The organism is Amycolatopsis sp. NPDC051903, assembly GCF_044452505.1.
GTDB lineage: Bacteria > Actinomycetota > Actinomycetes > Mycobacteriales > Pseudonocardiaceae > Amycolatopsis.
In genome coordinates this window covers 266,667-287,173 of record NZ_JBITBT010000001.1, presented here as the reverse complement: position 1 = coordinate 287,173, position 20,507 = coordinate 266,667, and the positions used below count along the sequence as shown (strand labels likewise).

Below are 20,507 nucleotides of genomic sequence, written 5' to 3'. Positions count from 1 at the left end.
GAGATCTTCAGCGGTTATCGGTTCGGTTGACTGGACCACCAGAATCGACCCGTGACCGAGATCCCGCTGACCGGCAACGTGACGGCCGGCGTCGTCCGCGTCGGCGACACCGTCCGGCGCCCGGCCGGGCCGTGGACGGACGCGGTGGACGCCGTGCTCACCCACCTGCACGACGTCGGGTTCCCCGGCTCGCCGCGGCCGCTCGGCCGAGATGAGCGGGGACGCCAAGTGCTGGAGTTCGTGCCGGGCAGCACCGGGGCCGAGGCAGGGCTCTACGCACCGGCTGAGCTGCGAGAGCTCGGCCGGCTGCTGCGCGAGCTGCACGACGCGCTCGCCGGGTTCACGCCACCGCCGGGCGCGGTGTGGCAGCGGCTCCTCCCACCGGATCGGGAGGAACTGGTGTGCCACAACGACGTCGCGCCGTGGAACCTGGTGCGGAACGACCGCGGCTGGGTGCTGATCGACTGGGACTGCACCGCCCCGGCGTCACGGGAGTGGGACCTGGCTTACGCGGCGCAGACCACCGCGGGCCTGCGCGCCGATCGCGGGCTCGCGGAATGCGCGGCGCGGCTGCGGGCCTTCACCGACGGCTACGGACTCGAGGACCGCCAGCGCGCGGAGCTCCCGGCGACGCTGGGCCGCCGCGCCCGCGCGATGCACGATTTCCTCCGGGCCAACGCCCACCGCCCGCCGTGGGCCCGCATCTGGCTCGAGGACGGCGCGTACTGGCGCGAGACCGCCGAGCACCTCGACGCCCACCAAACCGTCTGGCGCGAAGCGCTCCGCTGATTCAGACCTGTCCGACCGCCGACGCAACGGCTTTCCGCAGCCGGGCGTGGAGACCGCGGTGCTGGGTCCGGTCCACGCGCACCTCGACGACGCGCAGCCCCGGCGCGGGAACCAGCGCGGCGCGGAACTCCTCGACCGTCGTGGCCAGGGTGTGGGGCACGCGGTACCCCGCGCACAACGCGCCCAGGTCGGCGCCGTGCGGGGTGCCGAAGACGCGTTCGAAGCTGGCCGCGTGTTCGGGCGCGCCCTGTTCCAGCAGGGAGAAGATGCCGCCGCCGTCGTCGTTCAGCACGACGATCGTCAGGTCCGGACGTTGCTCCGCGGGGCCGGTCAGCAGGCCCGACGCGTCGTGCAGGAAGGTCAGGTCGCCGAGCAGCGCGTACGAGGGCGCGCGGTGCACCGTGGCGGCGCCGAGGGCTGTGGACACGGTGCCGTCGATGCCGGCCACGCCGCGGTTGCGGTGGACGAGGACGTCCGGGCGCAGGGAACCCGCGAGTGCGACGTCGCGGGTCGGGTTGGAGGAGCCCACCACGAGGAGCGCGCCTTCGGGCAGGGAGTCGATCAGCGCGGCGGCGACGGTCAGGCCGTTGGGCCACGGCTCCCCCACCAACGCCGCGGAAACGGCCGACGCGGCGGCGGCGTCCGCGCGTTGCCAGGCGGCGAGCCACTCCGGGTCGGCGGGTTTGGTCGGCTCGGCGAACCACTGGCCGACCTGACGCACGTTGTGCGCGGGCGCCGGCCAGTCCGAGTCCGGGCGCACGAGCAGGACCTCGACGGCCGGGTCGGACAGGACCTTGCCGACCTGGCGGAACACGGTCGGGCGGCCGAGGCACAGGACCTGCTCGGGCTTGTGCTTCGAGATGAACTCCTCGACGCCCAGCAGCCACGCACCCGACGAGATCGCGGTGGTGCCCGAAAGGCCCAGGCCACCGGTCTCCGACACCACGGGCCAGCCGTGTTGTTCAGCCCATTCGCTGGCCGCCTGCACGCCCGTGTCGCACGCGATGACCAGGCCGTGGCGGGCCGAGGGCACCACGAACGACGGCAGCGCGCCGAAGTCCGGCAGCTCCGTCCAGCGCTCGCCGTCGGCGCGGCCCTCGATGGATTCGTACCACTCGCCGTCATCCCCGACGTCGGGCACGAGCGGGTCGCGGAACGGGATGTTCAGGTGCACGGGCCCGCTGCGCCATTCGCCGTACGCGGCGTTCCACGCGCGGCAGATCTGGCTGCGCCAGTACGAGTTCTGCCCCGGCCGGCGTTCCGCGACGGCGAGCTCGTCGAAGTAGCGCACGGCGTCGCCGTAGAGCCGGTACTGCTCGATGACCTGGCTGGCCCCAGCGGCGCGCAACTCGGGCGGGCGGTCGGCCGTCAGCACGATCAGCGGCACGCCCGCACGGTCGGCTTCGAGCACGGCCGGGTGGAAGTTCGCCGCGGCGGTGCCGGAGGTGCAGACCACGGCCGAGGGCCGGCCCGTGCGCGCGGCGATGCCGAGCGCCAGGAACGCGGCGCCGCGTTCGTCGATGCGCACGTGCAGCTTGAGCCGTCCGGCCGCGGCGGCGTCGTAGAGCGCGATCGACAGCGGCGCGTTCCGTGAACCGGGGCACAAGACCACGTGGGACACGGTGTTGCGGACCAGTTCGTCGACGATGACCCTGGCCTGCGCGGTCGACGGGTTCACCGGCGGGCCCCTGGTGCGTCGACCGCCGACGCTCGCCCTTCCGGGGAGGCGGCATCAAGCACAGCACGAGTGTCCACAGGTCCTATTCTCCCAAACGTGGATGACGCCCGAGTTTCCGAGCTGTTCGACCCCGCCGCGTGGACCGAGGTCGAAGGTTTCGCCTTCACCGACATCACCTACCACCGCTCCGCTGAGAGCCGCTCCGGCAAACGGGTGGTCCGCGTGGCGTTCGACCGTCCGGAGGTCCGCAACGCCTTCCGCCCGCACACGGTCGACGAGCTCTACCGCGCCCTCGACCACGCCCGGATGAGCTCCGACGTCGGCTGTGTCCTGCTCACCGGCAACGGGCCGTCGCCCAAGGACGGCGGCTGGGCGTTCTGCTCCGGCGGTGACCAGCGTATTCGCGGACGGTCCGGATACCAGTACGCGGCTGGGGAGACCTCCGACACGGTCGACGCGGCGCGTGCGGGCCGGCTGCACATCCTCGAGGTCCAGCGCTTGATCCGGTTCATGCCGAAACCCGTGGTCGCGGTCGTGCCGGGGTGGGCCGCGGGCGGCGGGCACTCGCTGCACGTGGTGTGCGATCTCACGCTCGCCTCGGCCGAGCACGCGCGGTTCAAGCAGACCGACGCCGACGTCGGCTCGTTCGACGCGGGCTACGGCTCCGCGTACCTCGCGCGCCAGGTCGGCCAGAAGTTCGCGCGTGAAATCTTCTTCCTCGGCCGCGACTACACCGCCGAGCAGATGCACTCGATGGGCGCGGTGAACGAGGTCGTCCCCCACGCTTCCCTGGAGACCGTCGCGCTCGAGTGGGCCTGGACCATCGTCGGCAAGTCGCCGACGGCGCAGCGCATGTTGAAATACGCGTTCAACGCGATCGACGACGGGCTCGTCGGCCAGCAGCTGTTCGCCGGTGAGACCACGCGGCTCGCGTACATGCAGGACGAAGCGGTGGAAGGCCGCGACGCCTTCCTGCAGAAGCGGGACCCGGACTGGTCCGACGTCCCGTACTACTACTGATCCCCCGGGAGGACTTGTGCGGGTCGTCTGGCTCGACGGGAGCGCGGAGGCCGTGTCCGCGCTGGACTCGGCCGTCGCGGCGGCGCTCGACGGCGGGGACGCCGTGCTGCCGCTGTCCGCGGGTGACCCGGCGGCGCCGGCGTTGCTCGAGGCCATGGCGCCGGACACCCCGGTGGAGCCGGACACTGCGGTGATCATCGCCACGTCGGGCTCCACCGGGGCGCCGAAGGGCGTGCTGATCTCGCCGGGCGCGCTGACGTCGTCGGCCGTGGCGACGCACGCGCGGCTCGGCGGTCCGGGCCACTGGCTGCTCGCGACGCCCGCGCACTACATCGGCGGCCTGCAGGTCCTGGTCCGCGCCCGGCTGGCCGGCACGAAAGCGGCGTACCTCACCGGCACGGGCTTCCGGACCGACGACTTCGCCGCGGCCGCCGCGCCCGTGCTGGCCGAGGACGGCCCGCGGTACACGGCGCTGGTGCCGACGCAGCTCGCGCGGCTGCTCGACGACGGTGGCGCGGGCCTGGCCGCCGCGCAGGGCTTCGACGCGATCGTGCTGGGGGCCGCCGCGACGTCGCCGAAGCTGCGCGAACGGGCCCACGACGCCGGGGTGCGGATCATCCCGTCCTACGGCATGAGCGAGACGGCCAGCGGCTGCGTCTACGACGGCGTGCCGCTGGACGGCGTGCGGGTCGAGCCCGACGCGTCCGAGCGGTTGCGGATTTCGGGCCCGGTCCTCGCCCACGGCTACCGGCTGGCTCCCGAGCTGACGGCCGAGTCGTTCCAGGACGGCTGGTTCCGCACGTCGGACCGCGGGCGGCTGTTCCCCGACGGCCGCGTCGAGGTCCTCGGCCGCGCCGACGACGTCATCAACACCGGCGGCGTGAAGGTGTCGGCGGCTTCGGTCGAGAAGGTGCTCGGTGCGGTCGCGGGCGTGCGCGACGCGTGTGTGGTGGGCGTTGAGTCGCCGGAGTGGGGCGAAGCCGTGGTGGCGCTGGTGGTGGCGGAGGGTGCGGTCGACCCCGCCGCGTTGCGCGCCGCCGTGCGCGACGAGCTCGGCGCCGCGGCGGCGCCGAAGCGGATCGAGTTCACCGGCGAGCTGCCGCTGCGCGGACCGGGCAAGATCGACCGATCGGCCGTCAAGGCACTGTTCAGCTCCTGAAACGACCTACAGACGGCTCGAAAACCGCCCGGATCGTTGACAGGGTGCCAGTGATCGCGGTTGCCTCGGGGGATGAAGACCTGGACGAAGGCAGCGCTGGCGGTGGTGGCGGTGGTCGCCGGGCTCGTGCTCGGCGCGGGGGCCGCGTCGGCGGACGAGCCGGACAGCAGCGGGACCCTCACGTGGGAGGTCACGGGTTCCTGATCGGGTGAAGATCGCATGGCGTTGAATAACGCCCATGGCGACAGTGAGTGAGTGGATCGAAGGCGCCCGCCCGCGCACCCTGCCCAACGCGATCGCCCCGGTGGTCGCCGGGGTCGGGGCGGCGATCGCGCTGGACGCGTTCTCGTGGTGGCGTTCGGTGCTCGCGCTGCTGGTCGCGCTCGCGCTGATCATCGGCGTCAACTACGCCAACGACTACTCCGACGGCGTCCGCGGCACCGACGAGAACCGCGTCGGCCCGCTTCGCCTGGTCGGTTCCGGCACGGCCGCCCCGAAGGCCGTCCTCGCCGCGGCGCTGGTGTGCCTGGGTCTGGCCGGCGTGCTGGGCCTGCTGCTCGTCGCGCTCACCGGCTTCTGGTGGCTGCTCGCCATGGGCGCCCTGTGCATCCTCGGCGCGTGGTTCTACACGGGCGGCAGCAAGCCCTACGGCTACTACGGCTTCGGCGAGATCGCCGTGTTCGTCTTCTTCGGCCTCGCCGGCGTACTGGGAACCGTCTACGTGCAAGCCGGCCGCGTCAGCTGGGCCGGCCTGGGCTGCGCCGTCGCGGTCGGCTGCTTCTCCACCGCGGTCCTCACGGCCAACAACCTCCGCGACATCCCCACCGACCTGGAGTCCGGCAAACGCACCCTCGCCACCCGCCTGGGCGACAAGGGCACCCGGCGCTTGTATCTGGCCCTGGTGACCGTGCCGTACGTCATCACGATCCTGCTGGGCATCTGGCACCCGCTGCAGCTCATCGCCTTGGTCACCGCGCCGATGCTGCTGAAGTCCGTTCGCGCTGTCGGTGGTGGCAAGGTGGGCCGGGAACTCATCCCTGCGCTGCGCGACACGGGGTTGGCGATGCTCGCGTGGGCGATTTTGAGCGCCATCGCCCTGGCCTTCTGAACCACCCCACAAGGCGAGGCCAAGCCACTTGCCGCCAGCCCAACAAGGCTGCAGTTGGTGTTGTGGGGTGATGCGGTCCTGCGCAGGGGCGTGTTGCGGGGCGTAGGCACCCCGAAGCTCAAGTGTGACTACGGCCGCTGACCCCGTGTCAAGGCGGGAAAGCGTGCCTTGACACGGGGTCGGCGGCCGTGTGGAAGCTTCGGATCGAGGTGCCGGGCAGGGACTGGGCGCATCCTCAGTGGGGCGGTCGGGCGGCGGTGTCGTAGGTGGCTTCGAGTCGCCTTTTCAGGTGCCGGGCAGGGGCTGGGTGCAGGACGTTCTGCGTAGGTTGGCGGCGGATTCGTAGGTGGCTTTTCGTCGCCTTTTGAGGTGGTGGGGAGGGGCTGGGTGCTGGCCGAGGGCGAGGGCTCTCAGCCGTCGAACCGGCCGCTGATCAGGAACTCATCGAACTTCGCCCGATAAGGCGCGATGTCGATCCCCTGCTCCGCCAGCCACTCATCGTCGTAATACGTGTGCGCGTACCGATCCCCGCCGTCGCACAACAACGTCACCACGGACCCCGCCTGGCCCTCCGCGATCATCCGCGAGATCAGCGCGAACGCCCCGTACAGGTTGGTCCCCGTAGACCCACCCGCCCAGTGCCCCGTGTGATCCCTCAGCAACCGGATCGCGGCCAGCGACGCCGCGTCCGGCACCTGGAACATCTCGTCGATCACCCCGGGCACGAACGACGGCTCCACCCGCGGGCGGCCGATGCCCTCGATGCGCGACGGCATCCCCGTCGAGTAGTCCAGCTGCCCGGTCTCCCACGCGCCGTAGAAGGACGAGTTCTCCGGGTCCACCACCGCGATCTTCGTGGTGTGCCGCTTGTAGCGCACGTACCGGCCGAAGGTCGCGCTCGTGCCGCCGGTCCCGGCGCCCACGACGATCCACGACGGCACCGGGTGCCGCTCCGCTCGCATCTGTGCGAAGACGGACTCGGCGATGTTGTTGTTCCCGCGCCAGTCCGTCGCGCGCTCCGCGTAGGTGAACTGGTCGAGGTAGTGCCCGCCGCACTCCGCAGCCAGCTGCTCCGCTTCCGGGTACATGTCGGGCGCCCGGTCGACGAAGTGGCAGTCGCCGCCGTAGAACTCGATGAGGGCGATCTTCTCCTTGCTGGTGCTGCGCGGCACGACCGTCACGAACTTCAGGCCCAGCATCCGCGCGAAGTACGCCTCGGAGACGGCCGTGGAGCCGCTGGAGGCTTCGATGAGCGTGGTGTCCGGGCCGATCTGGCCGTTGACCAGGCCGTAGAGCAGCAGCGACCGGGCCAGCCGGTGCTTGAGCGAGCCCGTGGGGTGCACGGACTCGTCCTTCAGGTACAGGTCGACGCCCCACTCCTGCGGCAGCGGGAAGACGTGCAGGTGCGTGTCGGCGCTGCGGTTGGCGTCGGCCTCGATGATGCGGACGGCCTCGCGCACCCAGGCGCGGTTGTGGAGCCGGTTCATGCGGCGTCGTCGCCGGCGGGGCCGTCGCCGCGGAGCTCGGCGCGCAGGGCCGACCGGGCGCGGGCGCGGGCTTCGTTGCGCTTGGCCAAGCCCGCCGTGACGCGCGTGTTGAGCGAGCGGAAGAGCAGCAGCCCGAGCGGCAGGCCCACGACGAGCCCGATCAGGAGGGCGACCAGCAGCGGCACCCCGACCAGCGTCAGCACCCAGGCGACCACGGCCACCAGCGCGAAGCGCGCCAAGAGGTAGACCGTCAGGTCGCGGTACAGGTTCTTCGGCGTTTCGCTCACATCGAAGCAGGCTACGCCTTGTTCCCGTCCTCTTCGCCCAGGCCCGCGTTGTTCGGGCGGCCCTCGAAGCGCGTCGAGAGCACCACGGTCGTGTTGGTGCGCCCGACGCCCGGGATGCGGCGCAGACGGCCGAGCGTGTGCTCGAGCTCGTCGACGGTCGACACGCGCACCTTCACCACGAAGGCCTCGTCGCCGGCCACGGCGTAGCAGCTCTCCACCTCGGCCAGCTCGCCGAGCGCGGACGCGACGTCCTCGTCGGTCGCGGTGTCGGTCGGGTGGATGCCCACGAGCGCGGTGACGCCCAGTCCGACGGTGCTGGGGTCCACCATCGCGTGGTAGCCGGTGATCACCCCGGCCGCTTCGAGCTTGCCGACGCGCTCGTGCACCGACGAAGCCGAAAGCCCCACGGACCGGCCGAGGTCGGCGTAGGTGGCCCGGCCGTTGACCCGCAGCGCGGCGATGATCTTCCGGTCCAGCTGATCCACCGGCTCATTATGCTGCGCGGCTCCCCGGGCCCGCAGGCAAGGTAATGCCCGGAGTGTCTACTGCGTCACAACGTCGCCGATGGTCCCGATGGCCCGCGATGCCCCTTTGGCGCGTCTTTACCTGAGTGAGCGCCTCCGCAGAGGAAAACACGCAGGTCAGCGCGATCTGAACGGAGACTTCACGCGACGGAGAGCCGCAGAGGTTATGTCCCTTTTGCACTTTAAGGGCTCTTTACTCTTGGACAACCGTTCGAGTACCCGACGGGTGAAGTGCCACGATTGCCGCGTTGGCTACCCCGGCGCGACGGGCGAAAGGCCCGATGCCTCCGGTATAGCAAGTAGTTCGTTAAGGAGGCGGAAAATGACCGCGACGATGGGCGGAAGGCTGCTCACCCCGGGTGAGGTGGCCGCCTTGTTCCGGGTGGACCCGAAGACGGTCACCCGGTGGGCCACGGCCGGCCGGATCGGCTCGATCCGGACCCCCGGCGGGCACCGCCGGTTCCGCGAGTCCGAGGTGAACGAGCTCCTCGCCGAGCTCACCACCGACGCGAGCGAACCGGCCCGCAAGGCCTGAACCGCCACCAGCACGCAAGGGTCGTGAGTGGTAAGGGGTGACTTCCCGCACCTCTTACCGGTCACGACCCTTCGTCGTACCCGGGGTTCGGGCCGGTTCGCGGATTTCGGGCTGCGGTGCTTCTCGGTACCAATCCGGCCACGGTCACGGCGGAAGCCGCCGGCACACGCAGCAACGTCCGGTCGCGTATCCGCCTACCACCGGCCCGGAGAGGTAACGTGGGGAATCGGCAAGGCCCTGCACGACGGAAGGACCGGGCATGATTCCTCTGCTCGCAGCGGTGGGCGCGATCACCATCGCCGTTCTGTTGTGGCGGGTCTTCGCGGCGGGGCAGCGCATCGGCGTGCCGGACCGCCGGCCCACCCGCGGCCCGGACGACGACCCGGACTTCCTGCGCAAGCTCACCGAAGAGCAGCGCAAACGCCCCACGACCGACGACGGCGACTCCTGAACCGGAAACGAATCGGCGCCCCAGCTCCGCGAAGCCGGGGCGCCGTCGCGCGTCAGCGGTACTGCTGCGCGCCGAAGCCGTCCGCGACCGTGGCCGCCAGCTCCAGCAACGCGAGGCGCGTGTCGCCGCCCAGGCGCTCCAGCTCGATCTCCGCGCCCTCCTCGAGGTGCGGGTCGAACGGGATGCGGCAGACGGCGCGGACCTTGGCGCCGAAGTGGGCCGAAAGCTTGTCCAGGTCGACCGAGCTGCCCTTGGGGCGCACCGAGTTGATGACGACGACCGAGCGCTTCACCAGCTCGCCGTAGCCGTGGGCTTCGAGCCAGTCGAGCGTGGCCGACGCCGACCGCGCGCCGTCGACCGAACCGGACGACACCACGACGAGTGAGTCGGCGAGGTCGAGCACGCCCTTCATCGCCGAGTGCATCAAACCGGTGCCGCAGTCGGTGAGCACGATGTTGTAGAAGTGCTCCAGCAGGTTCACCGTGCGGCGGTAGTCGATCTCCGAAAACGCCTCCGACACGGCCGGGTCCTGCTCGCTGGCGAGGATCTCCAGGCGGCTCGACCCCTGGGACGTGTACGAGCGGACGTCGCTGTACCGGGTGATCTTCTCGGCGTCGCGCAGCAGGTGGCGCACGGTCGCCGTGGTTTCGATGGCGATCTTCTGCGACAGCGTCCCACGGTCGGGGTTCGCGTCGACGGCGACCACGCGGTCGCCGCGCAGCGACGCGAAGGTCGAGCCCAGCGTGGTCGTGGCGGTGGTCTTGCCGACGCCGCCCTTGAGCGACAGCATCGCGATCTTGTAGCACCCCCGCAGCGGCTGGTTGACGCGCGCGATCAGCTCGCGCCGGCGCGTGTCGGCCGGGCTCTCACCCGGGTTCACGAGCTTGCCGGTGCCGACGTACAGCGCCTTGCGCCAGCCCGACTGCGGCGTGCGCTTCGCCTGCTTCACCAGGTGCGCGGTCGCCAGGTCGTCGGGCACCGCCGACGCGGCGCGCCCGCCCGGCTGCGGCAGGTTCGACGGCTGCTGCTGCGAAGGCTGGTAGCCCGCGGGCGGGTACTGCGGCTGGGGTTGCTGCGGCTGGTGGGGTTGCAGCGGGGGCAGGTTCTGGTCGTACTGCTGCTGCGCGTACCCCGGCGGCACCTGGGCCTGCTGCTGCGGCACGGCGTGCGGTCCCGAGTTCGGGTTCGGTGACGCGACGACCTGCGTCGGCTGGGCGTCGTAGGCGCCCGAAGGCGGGTGCGGCGCCGAGTCCGTGCGTTCGTCGGAGAACAGCTCGGCCGCCGGTTCCTGCGCCTGGTCGGCCTTCGCTTGAGCCTCTTCGGCCGTAGCCCGGGCCGCTTCTTCACTGGGTCCGGTCACCGCTGCCTACCTCCCGGGTGCTGCGCCCGTCGAAAGTGCTTTCTGGATCCCTCCAGTATCGACGGTAGTCGGGGGGAGCGTTACCGACCGCGTGGCCCCCCGGTCAGCTGACCCCGGCGTACGAGTGCAGCCCGGCGGTCACCAGGTTGACGAAGAACAGGTTGAAGATCGTCACCGCGAACCCGACGATGTTGATCACGGCCGCGCGGGTGCCGCGCCAGCCCGCGGTGGCGCGGGAGTGCAGGTAGGCGGCGTAGACGACCCACGCGATGAAGGCGACGGTCTCCTTCGGGTCCCAGCCCCAGAACCGGCCCCACGCGGCCTCGGCCCACACGGCGCCGCACAGCACGCCGAAGGTGAAGATCGGGAACGCGATGATCGTGGCGCGGTAGGCGATGCGGTCGAGCACGTCGGCGGCCGGCAGCTTCGGGCCGAAGCCGGGGAACTTGGCCGGGTTGCGGTCGTAGGCGCTGCGGAACAGGTACAGCACGCTGGCCACACCGGGCACCAGGAACACGCCCGAGCCGATGATCGCGGCCGACACGTGGATGTAGAGCCAGTAGGACTGCAGGGCGGGCACGACCGGCGCGGCCACCGTGTACAGCAGCGTGCCGTTGATGAACATCAGGATCACGACGGGCAGCAGCACGAAGCCCGTGAGGTGGCGCACCGGGAACTTCTTGATGACGACCAGCCACGCGACCACCGTGATGAAGGTGACCGCCATGCCGTACTCGTACATGTTGCCCCACGGCGCGCGGTGCACGGCGAGACCGCGCAGCACGATCGCGGTGAGCTGCAGCAGGGCGCCCAGCACCAGCAGCGCCGCACCCATGCGGCCGATGCGCTCGGGCCGGCCGATCTCGCGCGGCACCTCGGGTTCGGCGGGCTTGTCGACGTCCTCGATCACCGGCGCGCCGGCCCCGACGAGGGTCTTCTGCGCGCTGCGCTCGTGGGCCAGGCGGCCCTTGGCGCCGAAGGCCTGCTCGAACAGCGAGAGCAGGAGCGCGAGGACGTAGATCGCCACCGTGGTGGTGTAGAACCAGTCGCTGTACTGCGACAACGTCTCGTTGATCTGCATGCCTCAGCTGCCTTTCCGGCCCGTGACCAGCCGTTCGCCGATCCGCTGGAACTCTTCGCCGTACCCTGCTTGGTCGGTGCGCGCGAGGCCGGCGACCTCGATCACGGTACCCGCGTGCCCGTCGTCACCGCGGCTCACCCGCACCCACACGCGACGCCGCTTGACCAGCAGCGACGCACCGAGACCCGCGAACATCACGATCGCGAAGCCGAGCACGTACCCCTGCGTCGGGTCGTGCGAGACCTGGAGGTTCACCCACTCGTTCACGCCGTCGAAGCGCACCTTGGTGCCGTCGTCGAGCGTGAGTTCCTGGCCCACGGCCAGGTTCTGCCGCGCGACGCGCTTGAGGCGGCCGTCGGCGACGCGGTCCTGGTCCACGTCGAACACCGACTGCCCGCGGCCCGCGTCGAGGCCGAGGTCGCCGCGCAGCACGTCGACGGCCACCATCGGGTTGTTCAGGCCCGGCGCGGTGGAGGTGAGCACACCGCCGTGGATGAACGACGTCGGCGCGAAGATCCCGGTGATCGCGAGCTGCTTCGTGCGCCGCTGGATCTCGTCGGTGATCCCCGGGGTGTCGAACTTGGTGGCGCCCTGCGACAGCATCGTGGCCGTGTCGGTGGGCCGCCACTGCGTGTTCTGCGTGCGCTTCTCGCCGTTGGGGAAGGTCACGGTGAACTGGGGCGAGTAGCCGTTGCCGAGCAGGTAAACGCGGTCGCCGACGGTCCGCAGCGGCTCGTTGGGCTGGAGGTTGTACGGGCGCCACGTGCCGGTCTGCAGGTCCGCGCCGGACTGGTACTGGATGTTCGAGTGGTAGTAATCGGCTTCGCCTGCGGGCGTGTAGTGCGCGGTGAAGTCGTTGACCTTCACGCAGAACGGGTCCAGTTTCGTGCCGTCGATGCGCAGGCCGGCTTCGAACGAGTCGTAGTTGTAGATGCCGGAGTTGCAGAACTGGCTGCCGTCGGCCTGCACGATCACCTGGCCCTCGTAGCTGTAGAGCTTGCCGAGGGCGAAGAAGATGATCAGGCCGAGCATGCCGAAGTGGAAGAGCAGGTTGCCCGTCTCGCGCAGGTAGCCGCGTTCGGCGGAGACGCTGAAGCCGCCGTTGTCCTCTTCGCGTTCGACTTTGCGCCAGCCGGACAGCTGCTTGAGCACGTCCTCGCGCACGGCCTCGACGGGGCGCGAGGTGCGGGCGATGCGGTGGTGCGGCATGCGCGCGAGGTTGCGCGGGGTCAGCACCGGCCGCGCGCGCATCTGCTTGACGTAGTCCCAGCTGCGGGGCGTGAGGCAGCCGACCAGCGAGATCATCAGCAGCAGGTAGATCGCGGAGAACCAGACGCTGGAGTAGACGTCGTAGAACTGCAGCTTGTCGAGGAGGGAACCCCACCAGCCGTGGCTCGAGATGTACTCGTCGACCTTGGCGGCGTTGAGGCGGTTCTGCGGCAGCAGGGCGCCGGGCAGCGCGGCGAGCGCCAGCAGGAACAGCAGGATCAGCGCGGTGCGCATCGACGTGAGGCCGCGCCAGGTGTTGCGCAGGAACGCGAGCAGCTGCTTGCCCGCCGACGGCTTGTAGGGGCGCTGGGGGTTGGCCGGGGGTGCTTCGGTGGTCGTCACAGTGGCAGCACCAGGTTCGAGGCGACGGAGTTGCGGAGCCAGCCCATGACGTCTCCCCAGAGTCCGGTGACGAGCAGGATGCCGACGACCAGGAGCAGCCCGCCGCCGATCAGCTGCACGCGGCGGCCGTTGCGGCGCAGCCAGTCGGTGGCGCGCACCGCCCAGCGGGCGCCGAGCGCGATCAGCAGGAACGGCAGGCCGAGGCCCACGCAGTAGATGAGCACCAGCAGGTAGCCGCGCGCGGCGGCGCCGCCGGTCGCGCTCGCGAGGCTCGTGACGGCCGAGAGCGTCGGGCCGATGCAGGGCGTCCAGCCGAGCCCGAAGACGGCGCCGAGCAGCGGCGCGCCCCAGATGCCGCCGCCGGGGACGTGGTGCGAGCGGAACTCGCGTTGCAGGCCCGGGATCCAGCCGAGGAACACGAGCGCCATCGCGATCGTGAGCACTCCGCCGACGCGCTGCAGGAGGTCCTGGTTGATCAGGAGGGTGTCGGCGAGCCAGACGAGCGTGCCGAGCGTCGCGACGAACACCACGGTGAACCCGAGCACGAACAGGCCCGCGGCGCCGAGCACGGCGTAGCGGCCCTTCTTGCGTTCCTCGCCGGCGCGCACCGCCGGGGCGTCGGCACCCACCAGCGCCGCGAGGTAAGCGAGGTACCCGGGCACGAGCGGCACCACGCACGGCGACGCGAACGAGATCGCGCCGGCCAGCAGCGCCACGCCCGCGGCGAGCAGCAGCGGTCCGGAGATCGCCAGCTCGGACACGGAGTTCACGCACTTGAGAGTAGGCAGTGAGCTTCGCGTGAGACGGGCGGGGGCAGCTCACAGGACCTACGCCACACCGCAGCGGGACCTTCGTCCCGCCTGGGCTTTCCGTGTGGTTGTCGCCGATCGGCCTGCCCCGCCCGGGTGATCCCGGTAGCGTCGGGCCGATCTTGCGTGCCGTCTTCTGGGGAGGAGCGCCCACCATGCCGACCGTCTCCGTGCTGCTGACCGTGGCGTCGGAAGGCCCGGAGCTCGACGCCGAGGAGCGCGACGAGCACGCGGCCGAACTCGGCCGGGCGCTGCGCGAGCTCCCCGACACCGCGATCGGGGTCCCGGACGGCGGGCCGGCGCCCGAGGGCAGCAAGGGCGTGAGCGGGCTGCTCGGCGTGCTGTCGGTGACGGTGGCGGTGTCGCGCAAAGCGCTCGGTGCCGTGGTCGAGGTGGTCCGGCGCTGGGTCGCGCTCGAGGCGTCGCGCAAGGTCGTGTTCGAGGTGGACGGCGACAAGCTGGAGATCAGCGGCGCCACCAGCGACCAGATCGACAGACTGGTGGCCGTGATCGTCGATCGGCACGGCCGGCCGAAGCCGTGACCCGCGCGGCGCTGCTCGCCGGGACCGGCACCCACACCGATCCCGCGCTGAGCCGGCTGCGCGCGCCCGGACCGGACGTCGACGGGCTGGCCCGCGTGCTGGCCGACCCGCAAGTCGGGGCGTACGGGGTCGACCGGCTCGTCGACCGCACGGCCGCGGAGCTGAGGTCGACGCTGCGGGCGTTCTTCGCGAACCGCGCGCCCGACGACGTGCTGCTCGTGTACTTCTCGGGCCACGGCGTGAAGGACGTCGCGGGCGAGCTGTACCTCGCGGGCACCGACACCCGGCTCGACGACCTCGACGGCACCGCGGTGTCCGCGGCCGAGCTGAACCGGTGGATCCGCGCGTGCCGGTCGCGCCACGTCCTGCTGGTCCTGGACTGCTGCTACAGCGGCGCGTTCGGCCGCGGGATGTTCGCGAAGGCCGGCGACACCGTGCTCGTGCAGGAGAACTTCTCCGGCCGCGGCCTCGCGATCATCACGGCGACCACGGCGATCGAGTACGCCTTCGAGGGCACCACGTTGCGTTCGGACGCGCCCGCCGCGTCGGCCTCCGTCTTCACCGAAGCCTTGACCCGCGGCCTCGACACCGGCGAAGCCGACGACGACCTCGACCAGCGCATCACCCTCGACGAGCTCTACTACTACGTCTTCGACACCGTCCGCGAAGCCAACCCGGCGCAGACGCCCTGCTGGTGGCTGATCGGCGGGCAGGGCGAGTTCGTCGTCGCCGCCCGCCGGCCGGGTACGTCGGCGCGCCGGGTGCGGTCCGCCGAGCCGGTGCCGGCGGTCGAGCTGAAGCCGGACCGGGGCGCGCTGGCACTGACGGTCCCGGTCGCGCTGGCCGGCGGCGCGCTGGTGTGGGCCGGGCTGGCGGGCTTTTCGTCGGGGCGGTTGTGGTCGTTGGTGGCGCTGGGGCTGGTGGTCGTGCTGGCCGCGGTGGTGCGGACGGCCGTCGCTTTCCTGGGCCGCGTGCGGCTGGAGGACCACGGGATTCGCGTGTCGCTGCTGCGGTCCTCCGCCGTGCCGTGGCCGGCGGTGCTCGCGGTGGAGACGCGCGCGGGCCTGTTCGGCCGCACGGTCGCTCTGCACCGCGGTGACCGCCGGCGGCTGCCGCTGCCCGCGCCGAGCGCGTCGTGGACTTCGCGGCGCGCCCGGTTCTCGGCAGGGCTCGACGCCATCCGCGACCACAGCATCAGCCGCGGCTCCCCCACGGCGGTGGCGCGGCGCGGCTGGGCCGTCGCGCCGGCGCGGGTGGTGCCGGTGCTGGCGCTGGTGGTGGTGTTGTTGTTCGCGACGGACCGGCCGTGGCTCTGGGAGGGCACGATCGCCACCTCACCGCCCGACGCTTGTCAGGTCCTGGACAAGAACACCGCTGCGGACTTGGCCGGTATCGGGGACGCCGGCGGAGTAAACGACATGATCGGCCCGCTCTACTCCGCGTTATTCGGTCCCATCAACGAACAACCTCCAGTCAGTGAGCACTCTGACCTCGGCAATCGCTGTACCCGCCGATACGCCGCCAACATAAGTGGGGCGAACGGCGCAATCGCATTGGCCTACGCACTCTCAGTGGCCACTGAATCCGAGTCAGCGCACAACGCTGCAGGCGAAGCCCTTGCCCGATCTCGAAGTTCCGATGGCGAACACGGCCAAATCCACGAGGAGGGGCTCCACCACCCGGGCTACTGGCTCAGCTACGACAACCACGGTGTCGCCCGGGAACTCTGCGGCAACGTCGTCACCACCATCACCTTCGACATGAGCGGTGAGTTCACCGCCCCGGGGCCGAAAGCGCTCGCGCCCGCGGTGGAGAAAGCCGTCCGCACGCTGACCGACGAAAACCCCGGCCTCTGCTGACCCGCTACTTCTCCGCCGCCAGCCGCTGCACCGTCGGCATCAGGTCCGACGCCAGCACCTGCCGCAGGAAGACCGCGGCGACGCGGTGCTTCTTGTCGAGCACGATGGTCGACGGGATGAGGTTGCGGGGGTAGCCCTGCAGCTGCAGCAGCACGCGGCCCGTCGGGTCCCAGATGGACGGGTAGGTGATGTTGCGGTCGCGGATGAAGTCCTGGGCGGCGTCGCGCTCGGGGTCGCGGAGGTCGAGGCCGACGATCTGGCCGCCGAGCGGCGCCATCTCCTGGCCGGCCTTCTCCAGTTCCGGCGCTTCGGCGCGGCACGGGCCGCACCACTGGCCCCACAGGTTGATCACCACGACCTTGCCGGGGAAGTCGGCGATGGACAGCTGCTTGCCCTCGTGCATGAGGTCGTCGCCGGCCAGGACGGGTGCGTTCTGGCGCTGCGCCTCCGGGTAGGTGATGTCGACCTTGCCGCCCGGCGAGACGAAGCTGAACGTGCCGCCTTCGACGACCGCGTCCTTGCCCGTCGAGCACCCCGCCACCAGCAACGCCGCCGCCAGCACCGCACCGAGAAGTCGTTTCACGCGCCTGTCACCTTCGGGTCCGTCGTGCCCGCGGGTTCGCTGTAGACGATCTCCACGAGCGCCTCGCCGTCGAAGACCAGGCTGGTCAGCGACGCGAGTGAGCACTGCCGGTGCCGAGGGTCGTGCCACAGGCGCTTGGCCTCGACGAACCGGCGCAGCGTCCAGATCGGCAGCTGGTGCGAAACGCACAGCGCCTCGCGCCCCTCGGCCTTCTCGCGCGCCCGGTGGACCGCGCCGAGCATCCGGTGCGCGATCTCCACGTACGGCTCGCCCCACGACGGCCGGAACGGGTTCAGCAGGTGCGGCCACGCCTTGGGCTGGCGCAGCGCGCCGTCGCCGACGGCCACGCGCTGGCCTTCGAACACGTTGCCGGCTTCGATCAGGCCGTCGTCGGTCGCGATGTCGAGCCGGTGGGCCGCGGCGATCGGCGCCGCGGTCTCCTGGGCGCGCTGCAGCGGCGACGCGACCACGTACGCGAGGTCGTGGCCCGCCACGGCTTCCGCCACGGTGAGCGCCTGGCGCTGCCCGCGGTCCGACAGCCGGAAGTTCGGCAGCCGGCCGTAGAGGATCTTGTCCGGGTTGTGGACTTCGCCGTGGCGCAGGAGGTGGACGACGGTGGTCACGGCCGGACCGCCTCGGCGGCCGCGCGCGCCGCGGCCGGTACCGCGGCCTCGATCACGCCGAACGCTTCGTCGTCCATCGCGGCGTTCACGAACCACGCTTCGTACGGGCTCGGCGGGCCGTACACGCCGGCGTCGAGCAAAGCGTGGAAGAACGCGGGGAAGCGCCAGGTTTCGGTGGCCTGCGCGCCCGCGTAGTCGCGGACCGCGCCGGAGCCGAAGAACACGCTCACGAGGTTGCCCGCGTACTGCACGTTGTGCGCGACGCCGGCCTCGGCCAGGGCCGAGTCGAACAGGTCGCCGAGCCGCTTCGCGTTGGCGTTCAGCGCCGCGTACACGGCGTCGTCGGCCAAGCGCAGCGAAGTGAGGCCCGCGGCGACGGCGACGGGGTTCCCGGACAGCGTGCCGGCCTGGTAGACCGGCCCGCCCGGAGCAAGCCGGGCCATCACGTCGGCGCGCCCGCCGAACGCCGCGGCCGGGAGCCCGCCGGACATGACCTTGCCGAACGTGTACAGGTCGCCGGCGACGCCTTCGAGGCCGTACCAGCCCGCGCGCGAGACGCGGAAGCCCGTCATGACCTCGTCCATGATCAGCAGCGCGCCGTGCTCGTGCGCGAGGTCGCGCAGGCCGGCGTTGAACCCGTCGTCGGGGGCGATGGCGCCCATGTTGCCCGCGGCCGCCTCGGTGATCACCGCGGCGATCTGGCCCTCGTTCTCCACAAAGGACTTCCGCACGGCGTCGAGGTCGTTGTAGGGCAGCACCAGCGTGTCGGCGGCCTGCGCGCCGGTGACGCCGGGCGAAGTCGGCAGCCCGAGCGTCGCGACGCCCGAGCCGGCCTGCGCCAGCAGCGCGTCGACGTGACCGTGGTAACACCCGGCGAACTTGATGATCTTCGCGCGGCCGGTGAGCCCGCGGGCGAGCCGGATGGCGCTCATCGTCGCCTCGGTGCCGGAGTTCACGAGCCGCACCTGCTCGACGGGCTCGACGCGGCCGATGATCTCCTCGGCGAGCTCGACCTCGCCGATCGTCGGCGTGCCGAACGAGAGCCCGCTGGCGGCGGCCGCGCGCGCGGCCTCGACCACCTGCGGGTGCGCGTGCCCGAGGATCATCGGGCCCCAGGACGAGACGAGGTCGACGTAGCGGTTGCCGTCGGCGTCCCACAGGTGGGGACCCTCGCCGCGAACCATGAAACGCGGGGTGCCGCCGACCGAGTTGAACGCCCGCACCGGCGAGTTCACCCCGCCCGGGACGGCCGCCTTCGCGCGTTCGAACCAAACCTTGGACTGCTCGGTGCCAGTGCTCACCCCTCCAGTCTCGCAAATCCTCCCGCTCGGCCGCCGACCCCCGCCACGCCGACACCGGGCGCGAGGGCGGCGAGCCTCCTAGGATGACGCAGCGGGTGACCGGCGCGAGACGGGAGGGGAACGTGACGAGCCCCACGCACAGGCGCAATCCCTGGGTGGTGCTCGTGGTGTTCTTCGCGCTCGTCGCGGTCGTCGCCGTGGTGGGTTCGCTGGCGGCGACGGCCGCGCCGGAGACGTACTCCCGGCTGGTGCTGCCGGGCTGGGCGCCGCCCGCGTCGGTGTTCGGTCCCGTGTGGACACTGCTGTACGTGCTGCTCGCGTTCGCGGGCTGGGTCTACTGGCGCACCGACGGCGAAACCCAGGGCTTCGCGATGTACGGCGTCAGCCTGCTGTTCAACCTGCTCTGGACCGCGCTGTTCTTCGCCGGCGGCTCCACGCGGCTGGCGGTGGTGGCGATCGTGCTGCTCGACTTCACGGTGCTGATGACGATCGGGCTGTTCTACCGCCGCTCCCGCCCGGCCGCGGTGCTGCTGCTGCCGTACTTCTTCTGGATCGCCTACGCGACCGCGCTGAACGTCGCGATCATCGCGCTCAACGAGGGCCTGCGCTAGCGCCGTAGCACTCGGCCACCGTGGCGAACGCGACCTTCGGTTCCCACGGCAGATCCGGGTAGGTCGTGCCGTTCTTCCCTTCCAGCACCTTGACGATGCCGCCGCCCGCCAGGTCGAGGTCGTCGCGCGGGTCACCGTCGGGGCGGTGCGGGTGCGTGTGCAGCGCGAAGAGGAACACGAACGCGCTGTCGACGCCCTCCTCGGCGAAGATCTCCAGCAGTTCCCCGAGGTACCGGGCCTGCCCGGGTTCGTCGCGCTCGTACACGCCGGTGAGCCGGATCGGCCGGCCGTGCTCGTCGTTCTCGACGATTTCCATGCTGCGCGGCGCGACGTCACCTGAACCGCGCCAGGTGGCGGTGCCGAAGCCGGTGATCGCGACGGGTTTGGCGTGGGTTTCGACGAGGGTGCGCACGCCGTCGCGGAAGCGGTCGGCGACGGCGGCCGAGCGGATGAGCTCCAGCGTCACGAAGTCGAACAGGTCCCAGTCGACGCGCTCGAACTGGATGGCGGCGTAGGTGAGCTGGCCGCCGAAGACCGCACGCAGCGCCGGGACGGTGTCGCGGAAGAAGTCGTTGAGCCTGGTGCTGACCGTGGCGAGCCGGGCGGGTCGTTCGGCCGGCTCGCCGAGGAGCCAGCCGAGGCGCTGCTCCAGCGTGTCGCCGTCGGCGAAGCCCGGGTTCATCACGGACAGCTCGACGCCCGCGACGAGCACGACTTCCGCCCCGGTGCGGCGGATCCGCTCGGCGCGTTCGGCGCAGTCGAGGAACAGCTCGCGCAGCTCGTCGGGACCGCGGTCCAGCGGGTACGGCGAGAACCACACCTCCAGCCCCAGCGCGGCCGCGGCCCGCGCGGCGAGCTCCAGCCGTTCGGGATCGCCGCCGGTGAGCTGGACGGCGGTGCAGTGCAGGTCGTCGCGGATGATCGCGAGTTCTCGCGCGACGACGGCGGGATCGAAGTCGTCCCAGGACGTGCCGCCATCGGTGGTGAACCCGGTGTCGTAGGCCATGCCTTTCGCTCTCATGGCGGCGAGGCTAGCGCCAAATATTGCGTGCGCGCAAGTTTGCGTGTGCGCAGTTTTGTTGGCACGAT

The 20,507-nt window shown here is 71.2% G+C and carries 22 protein-coding genes; 10 read left to right on the top strand and 12 right to left on the bottom strand.

Annotated features, from left to right (window positions below):
* Positions 1 to 51: 51 nt before the first annotated feature.
* Positions 52 to 789, top strand: coding sequence for a phosphotransferase enzyme family protein (locus ACIA77_RS01525; RefSeq protein WP_395883801.1), 738 nt, complete (start codon positions 52 to 54; stop codon positions 787 to 789).
* 1 nt (position 790) lies between these two features.
* On the opposite strand, the gene menD is transcribed toward ACIA77_RS01525, so the two are convergent.
* The gene (gene menD / locus ACIA77_RS01520) at positions 791 to 2,467 is read right to left on the bottom strand and encodes a 2-succinyl-5-enolpyruvyl-6-hydroxy-3-cyclohexene-1-carboxylic-acid synthase (RefSeq protein ID WP_395883800.1); all 1,677 of its coding nucleotides are present in this window, start codon (positions 2,465 to 2,467) and stop codon (positions 791 to 793) included.
* Between the two features lie 96 nt (positions 2,468 to 2,563).
* Between menD and ACIA77_RS01515 the strand changes: the two genes are divergently transcribed.
* The 4 genes from ACIA77_RS01515 to ACIA77_RS01500 all read left to right on the top strand — a co-directional run bounded on the left by ACIA77_RS01515 (position 2,564) and on the right by ACIA77_RS01500 (position 5,754).
* Positions 2,564 to 3,487 (top strand): 1,4-dihydroxy-2-naphthoyl-CoA synthase, encoded by a 924-nt coding sequence (locus ACIA77_RS01515; protein WP_395883799.1) that lies wholly within the window; start codon positions 2,564 to 2,566, stop codon positions 3,485 to 3,487.
* Positions 3,488 to 3,503: 16 nt separating this feature from the next.
* On the top strand, positions 3,504 to 4,646 hold the full coding sequence (gene menE, locus ACIA77_RS01510; RefSeq protein WP_395883798.1) for an o-succinylbenzoate--CoA ligase: 1,143 nt from the start codon (positions 3,504 to 3,506) through the stop codon (positions 4,644 to 4,646).
* A gap of 72 nt (positions 4,647 to 4,718) precedes the next feature.
* The gene (locus tag ACIA77_RS01505; protein ID WP_395883797.1) at positions 4,719 to 4,850 is read left to right on the top strand and encodes a hypothetical protein; all 132 of its coding nucleotides are present in this window, start codon (positions 4,719 to 4,721) and stop codon (positions 4,848 to 4,850) included.
* Positions 4,851 to 4,884: 34 nt separating this feature from the next.
* Complete coding sequence (locus tag ACIA77_RS01500; RefSeq protein WP_395883796.1) at positions 4,885 to 5,754, top strand: 1,4-dihydroxy-2-naphthoate polyprenyltransferase; 870 nt, start codon at positions 4,885 to 4,887, stop codon at positions 5,752 to 5,754.
* Between the two features lie 410 nt (positions 5,755 to 6,164).
* Here the strand turns inward: ACIA77_RS01500 and ACIA77_RS01495 are convergent, their stop codons facing one another.
* From ACIA77_RS01495 to ACIA77_RS01485, 3 genes are read right to left on the bottom strand one after another with little or no spacing between them, the layout of a single operon-like run.
* Complete coding sequence (locus ACIA77_RS01495; protein WP_395883795.1) at positions 6,165 to 7,241, bottom strand: PLP-dependent cysteine synthase family protein; 1,077 nt, start codon at positions 7,239 to 7,241, stop codon at positions 6,165 to 6,167.
* A complete protein-coding gene (locus ACIA77_RS01490; RefSeq protein ID WP_395883794.1) occupies positions 7,238 to 7,528 on the bottom strand; it encodes a DUF4229 domain-containing protein in 291 nt (96 codons plus the stop codon). Before ACIA77_RS01490 ends, ACIA77_RS01495 begins: the two co-directional genes overlap by 4 nt.
* Positions 7,529 to 7,539: 11 nt before the next feature.
* On the bottom strand, positions 7,540 to 8,013 hold the full coding sequence (locus tag ACIA77_RS01485; RefSeq protein WP_395883793.1) for an Lrp/AsnC family transcriptional regulator: 474 nt from the start codon (positions 8,011 to 8,013) through the stop codon (positions 7,540 to 7,542).
* Between the two features lie 361 nt (positions 8,014 to 8,374).
* Between ACIA77_RS01485 and ACIA77_RS01480 the strand changes: the two genes are divergently transcribed.
* Positions 8,375 to 8,587, top strand: coding sequence for a BldC family transcriptional regulator (locus ACIA77_RS01480; protein ID WP_072474890.1), 213 nt, complete (start codon positions 8,375 to 8,377; stop codon positions 8,585 to 8,587).
* 259 nt (positions 8,588 to 8,846) lie between these two features.
* On the top strand, positions 8,847 to 9,038 hold the full coding sequence (locus ACIA77_RS01475; RefSeq protein ID WP_395883792.1) for a hypothetical protein: 192 nt from the start codon (positions 8,847 to 8,849) through the stop codon (positions 9,036 to 9,038).
* Positions 9,039 to 9,090: 52 nt separating this feature from the next.
* On the opposite strand, the gene ACIA77_RS01470 is transcribed toward ACIA77_RS01475, so the two are convergent.
* The 4 genes from ACIA77_RS01470 to ACIA77_RS01455 form a co-directional block, all read right to left on the bottom strand.
* Positions 9,091 to 10,398 (bottom strand): AAA family ATPase, encoded by a 1,308-nt coding sequence (locus ACIA77_RS01470; protein ID WP_395883791.1) that lies wholly within the window; start codon positions 10,396 to 10,398, stop codon positions 9,091 to 9,093.
* A 103-nt stretch (positions 10,399 to 10,501) separates the two neighbouring features.
* The gene (ccsB, locus tag ACIA77_RS01465) at positions 10,502 to 11,479 is read right to left on the bottom strand and encodes a c-type cytochrome biogenesis protein CcsB (RefSeq protein ID WP_395883790.1); all 978 of its coding nucleotides are present in this window, start codon (positions 11,477 to 11,479) and stop codon (positions 10,502 to 10,504) included.
* A gap of 3 nt (positions 11,480 to 11,482) precedes the next feature.
* Positions 11,483 to 13,090, bottom strand: a complete 1,608-nt coding sequence (locus ACIA77_RS01460) for a cytochrome c biogenesis protein ResB (protein ID WP_395883789.1) — start codon at positions 13,088 to 13,090, stop codon at positions 11,483 to 11,485.
* A complete protein-coding gene (locus ACIA77_RS01455; protein ID WP_395883788.1) occupies positions 13,087 to 13,860 on the bottom strand; it encodes a cytochrome c biogenesis CcdA family protein in 774 nt (257 codons plus the stop codon). The genes ACIA77_RS01460 and ACIA77_RS01455 overlap by 4 nt, the downstream gene beginning before the upstream one ends.
* Before the next feature lie 194 nt (positions 13,861 to 14,054).
* Here ACIA77_RS01455 and ACIA77_RS01450 point away from each other — a divergent pair, with 194 nt between their 5' ends.
* Entirely contained in the window at positions 14,055 to 14,441 is a 387-nt protein-coding gene (locus ACIA77_RS01450) for a hypothetical protein (RefSeq protein ID WP_395883787.1), read from the top strand.
* Positions 14,438 to 16,300 (top strand): caspase domain-containing protein, encoded by a 1,863-nt coding sequence (locus ACIA77_RS01445; protein ID WP_395883786.1) that lies wholly within the window; start codon positions 14,438 to 14,440, stop codon positions 16,298 to 16,300. The genes ACIA77_RS01450 and ACIA77_RS01445 overlap by 4 nt, the downstream gene beginning before the upstream one ends.
* A gap of 4 nt (positions 16,301 to 16,304) precedes the next feature.
* Here ACIA77_RS01445 and ACIA77_RS01440 read toward each other — a convergent pair whose 3' ends face one another.
* Genes ACIA77_RS01440 through hemL form a run of 3 tightly spaced genes read right to left on the bottom strand, consistent with a single transcriptional unit; the run spans position 16,305 to position 18,807 of the window.
* Entirely contained in the window at positions 16,305 to 16,883 is a 579-nt protein-coding gene (locus tag ACIA77_RS01440) for a TlpA family protein disulfide reductase (protein WP_395883785.1), read from the bottom strand.
* Complete coding sequence (locus ACIA77_RS01435; protein ID WP_395883784.1) at positions 16,880 to 17,506, bottom strand: histidine phosphatase family protein; 627 nt, start codon at positions 17,504 to 17,506, stop codon at positions 16,880 to 16,882. The genes ACIA77_RS01440 and ACIA77_RS01435 overlap by 4 nt, the downstream gene beginning before the upstream one ends.
* Complete coding sequence (hemL, locus tag ACIA77_RS01430; RefSeq protein ID WP_395883783.1) at positions 17,503 to 18,807, bottom strand: glutamate-1-semialdehyde 2,1-aminomutase; 1,305 nt, start codon at positions 18,805 to 18,807, stop codon at positions 17,503 to 17,505. The genes ACIA77_RS01435 and hemL overlap by 4 nt, the downstream gene beginning before the upstream one ends.
* Positions 18,808 to 18,890: 83 nt before the next feature.
* Here hemL and ACIA77_RS01425 point away from each other — a divergent pair, with 83 nt between their 5' ends.
* Complete coding sequence (locus ACIA77_RS01425) at positions 18,891 to 19,418, top strand: TspO/MBR family protein (RefSeq protein ID WP_395883782.1); 528 nt, start codon at positions 18,891 to 18,893, stop codon at positions 19,416 to 19,418.
* Here ACIA77_RS01425 and ACIA77_RS01420 read toward each other — a convergent pair.
* Positions 19,399 to 20,439 (bottom strand): hypothetical protein, encoded by a 1,041-nt coding sequence (locus tag ACIA77_RS01420; RefSeq protein WP_395883781.1) that lies wholly within the window; start codon positions 20,437 to 20,439, stop codon positions 19,399 to 19,401. The two genes, ACIA77_RS01425 and ACIA77_RS01420, sit on opposite strands and share 20 nt — an antisense overlap.
* Positions 20,440 to 20,507: the final 68 nt, after the last annotated feature.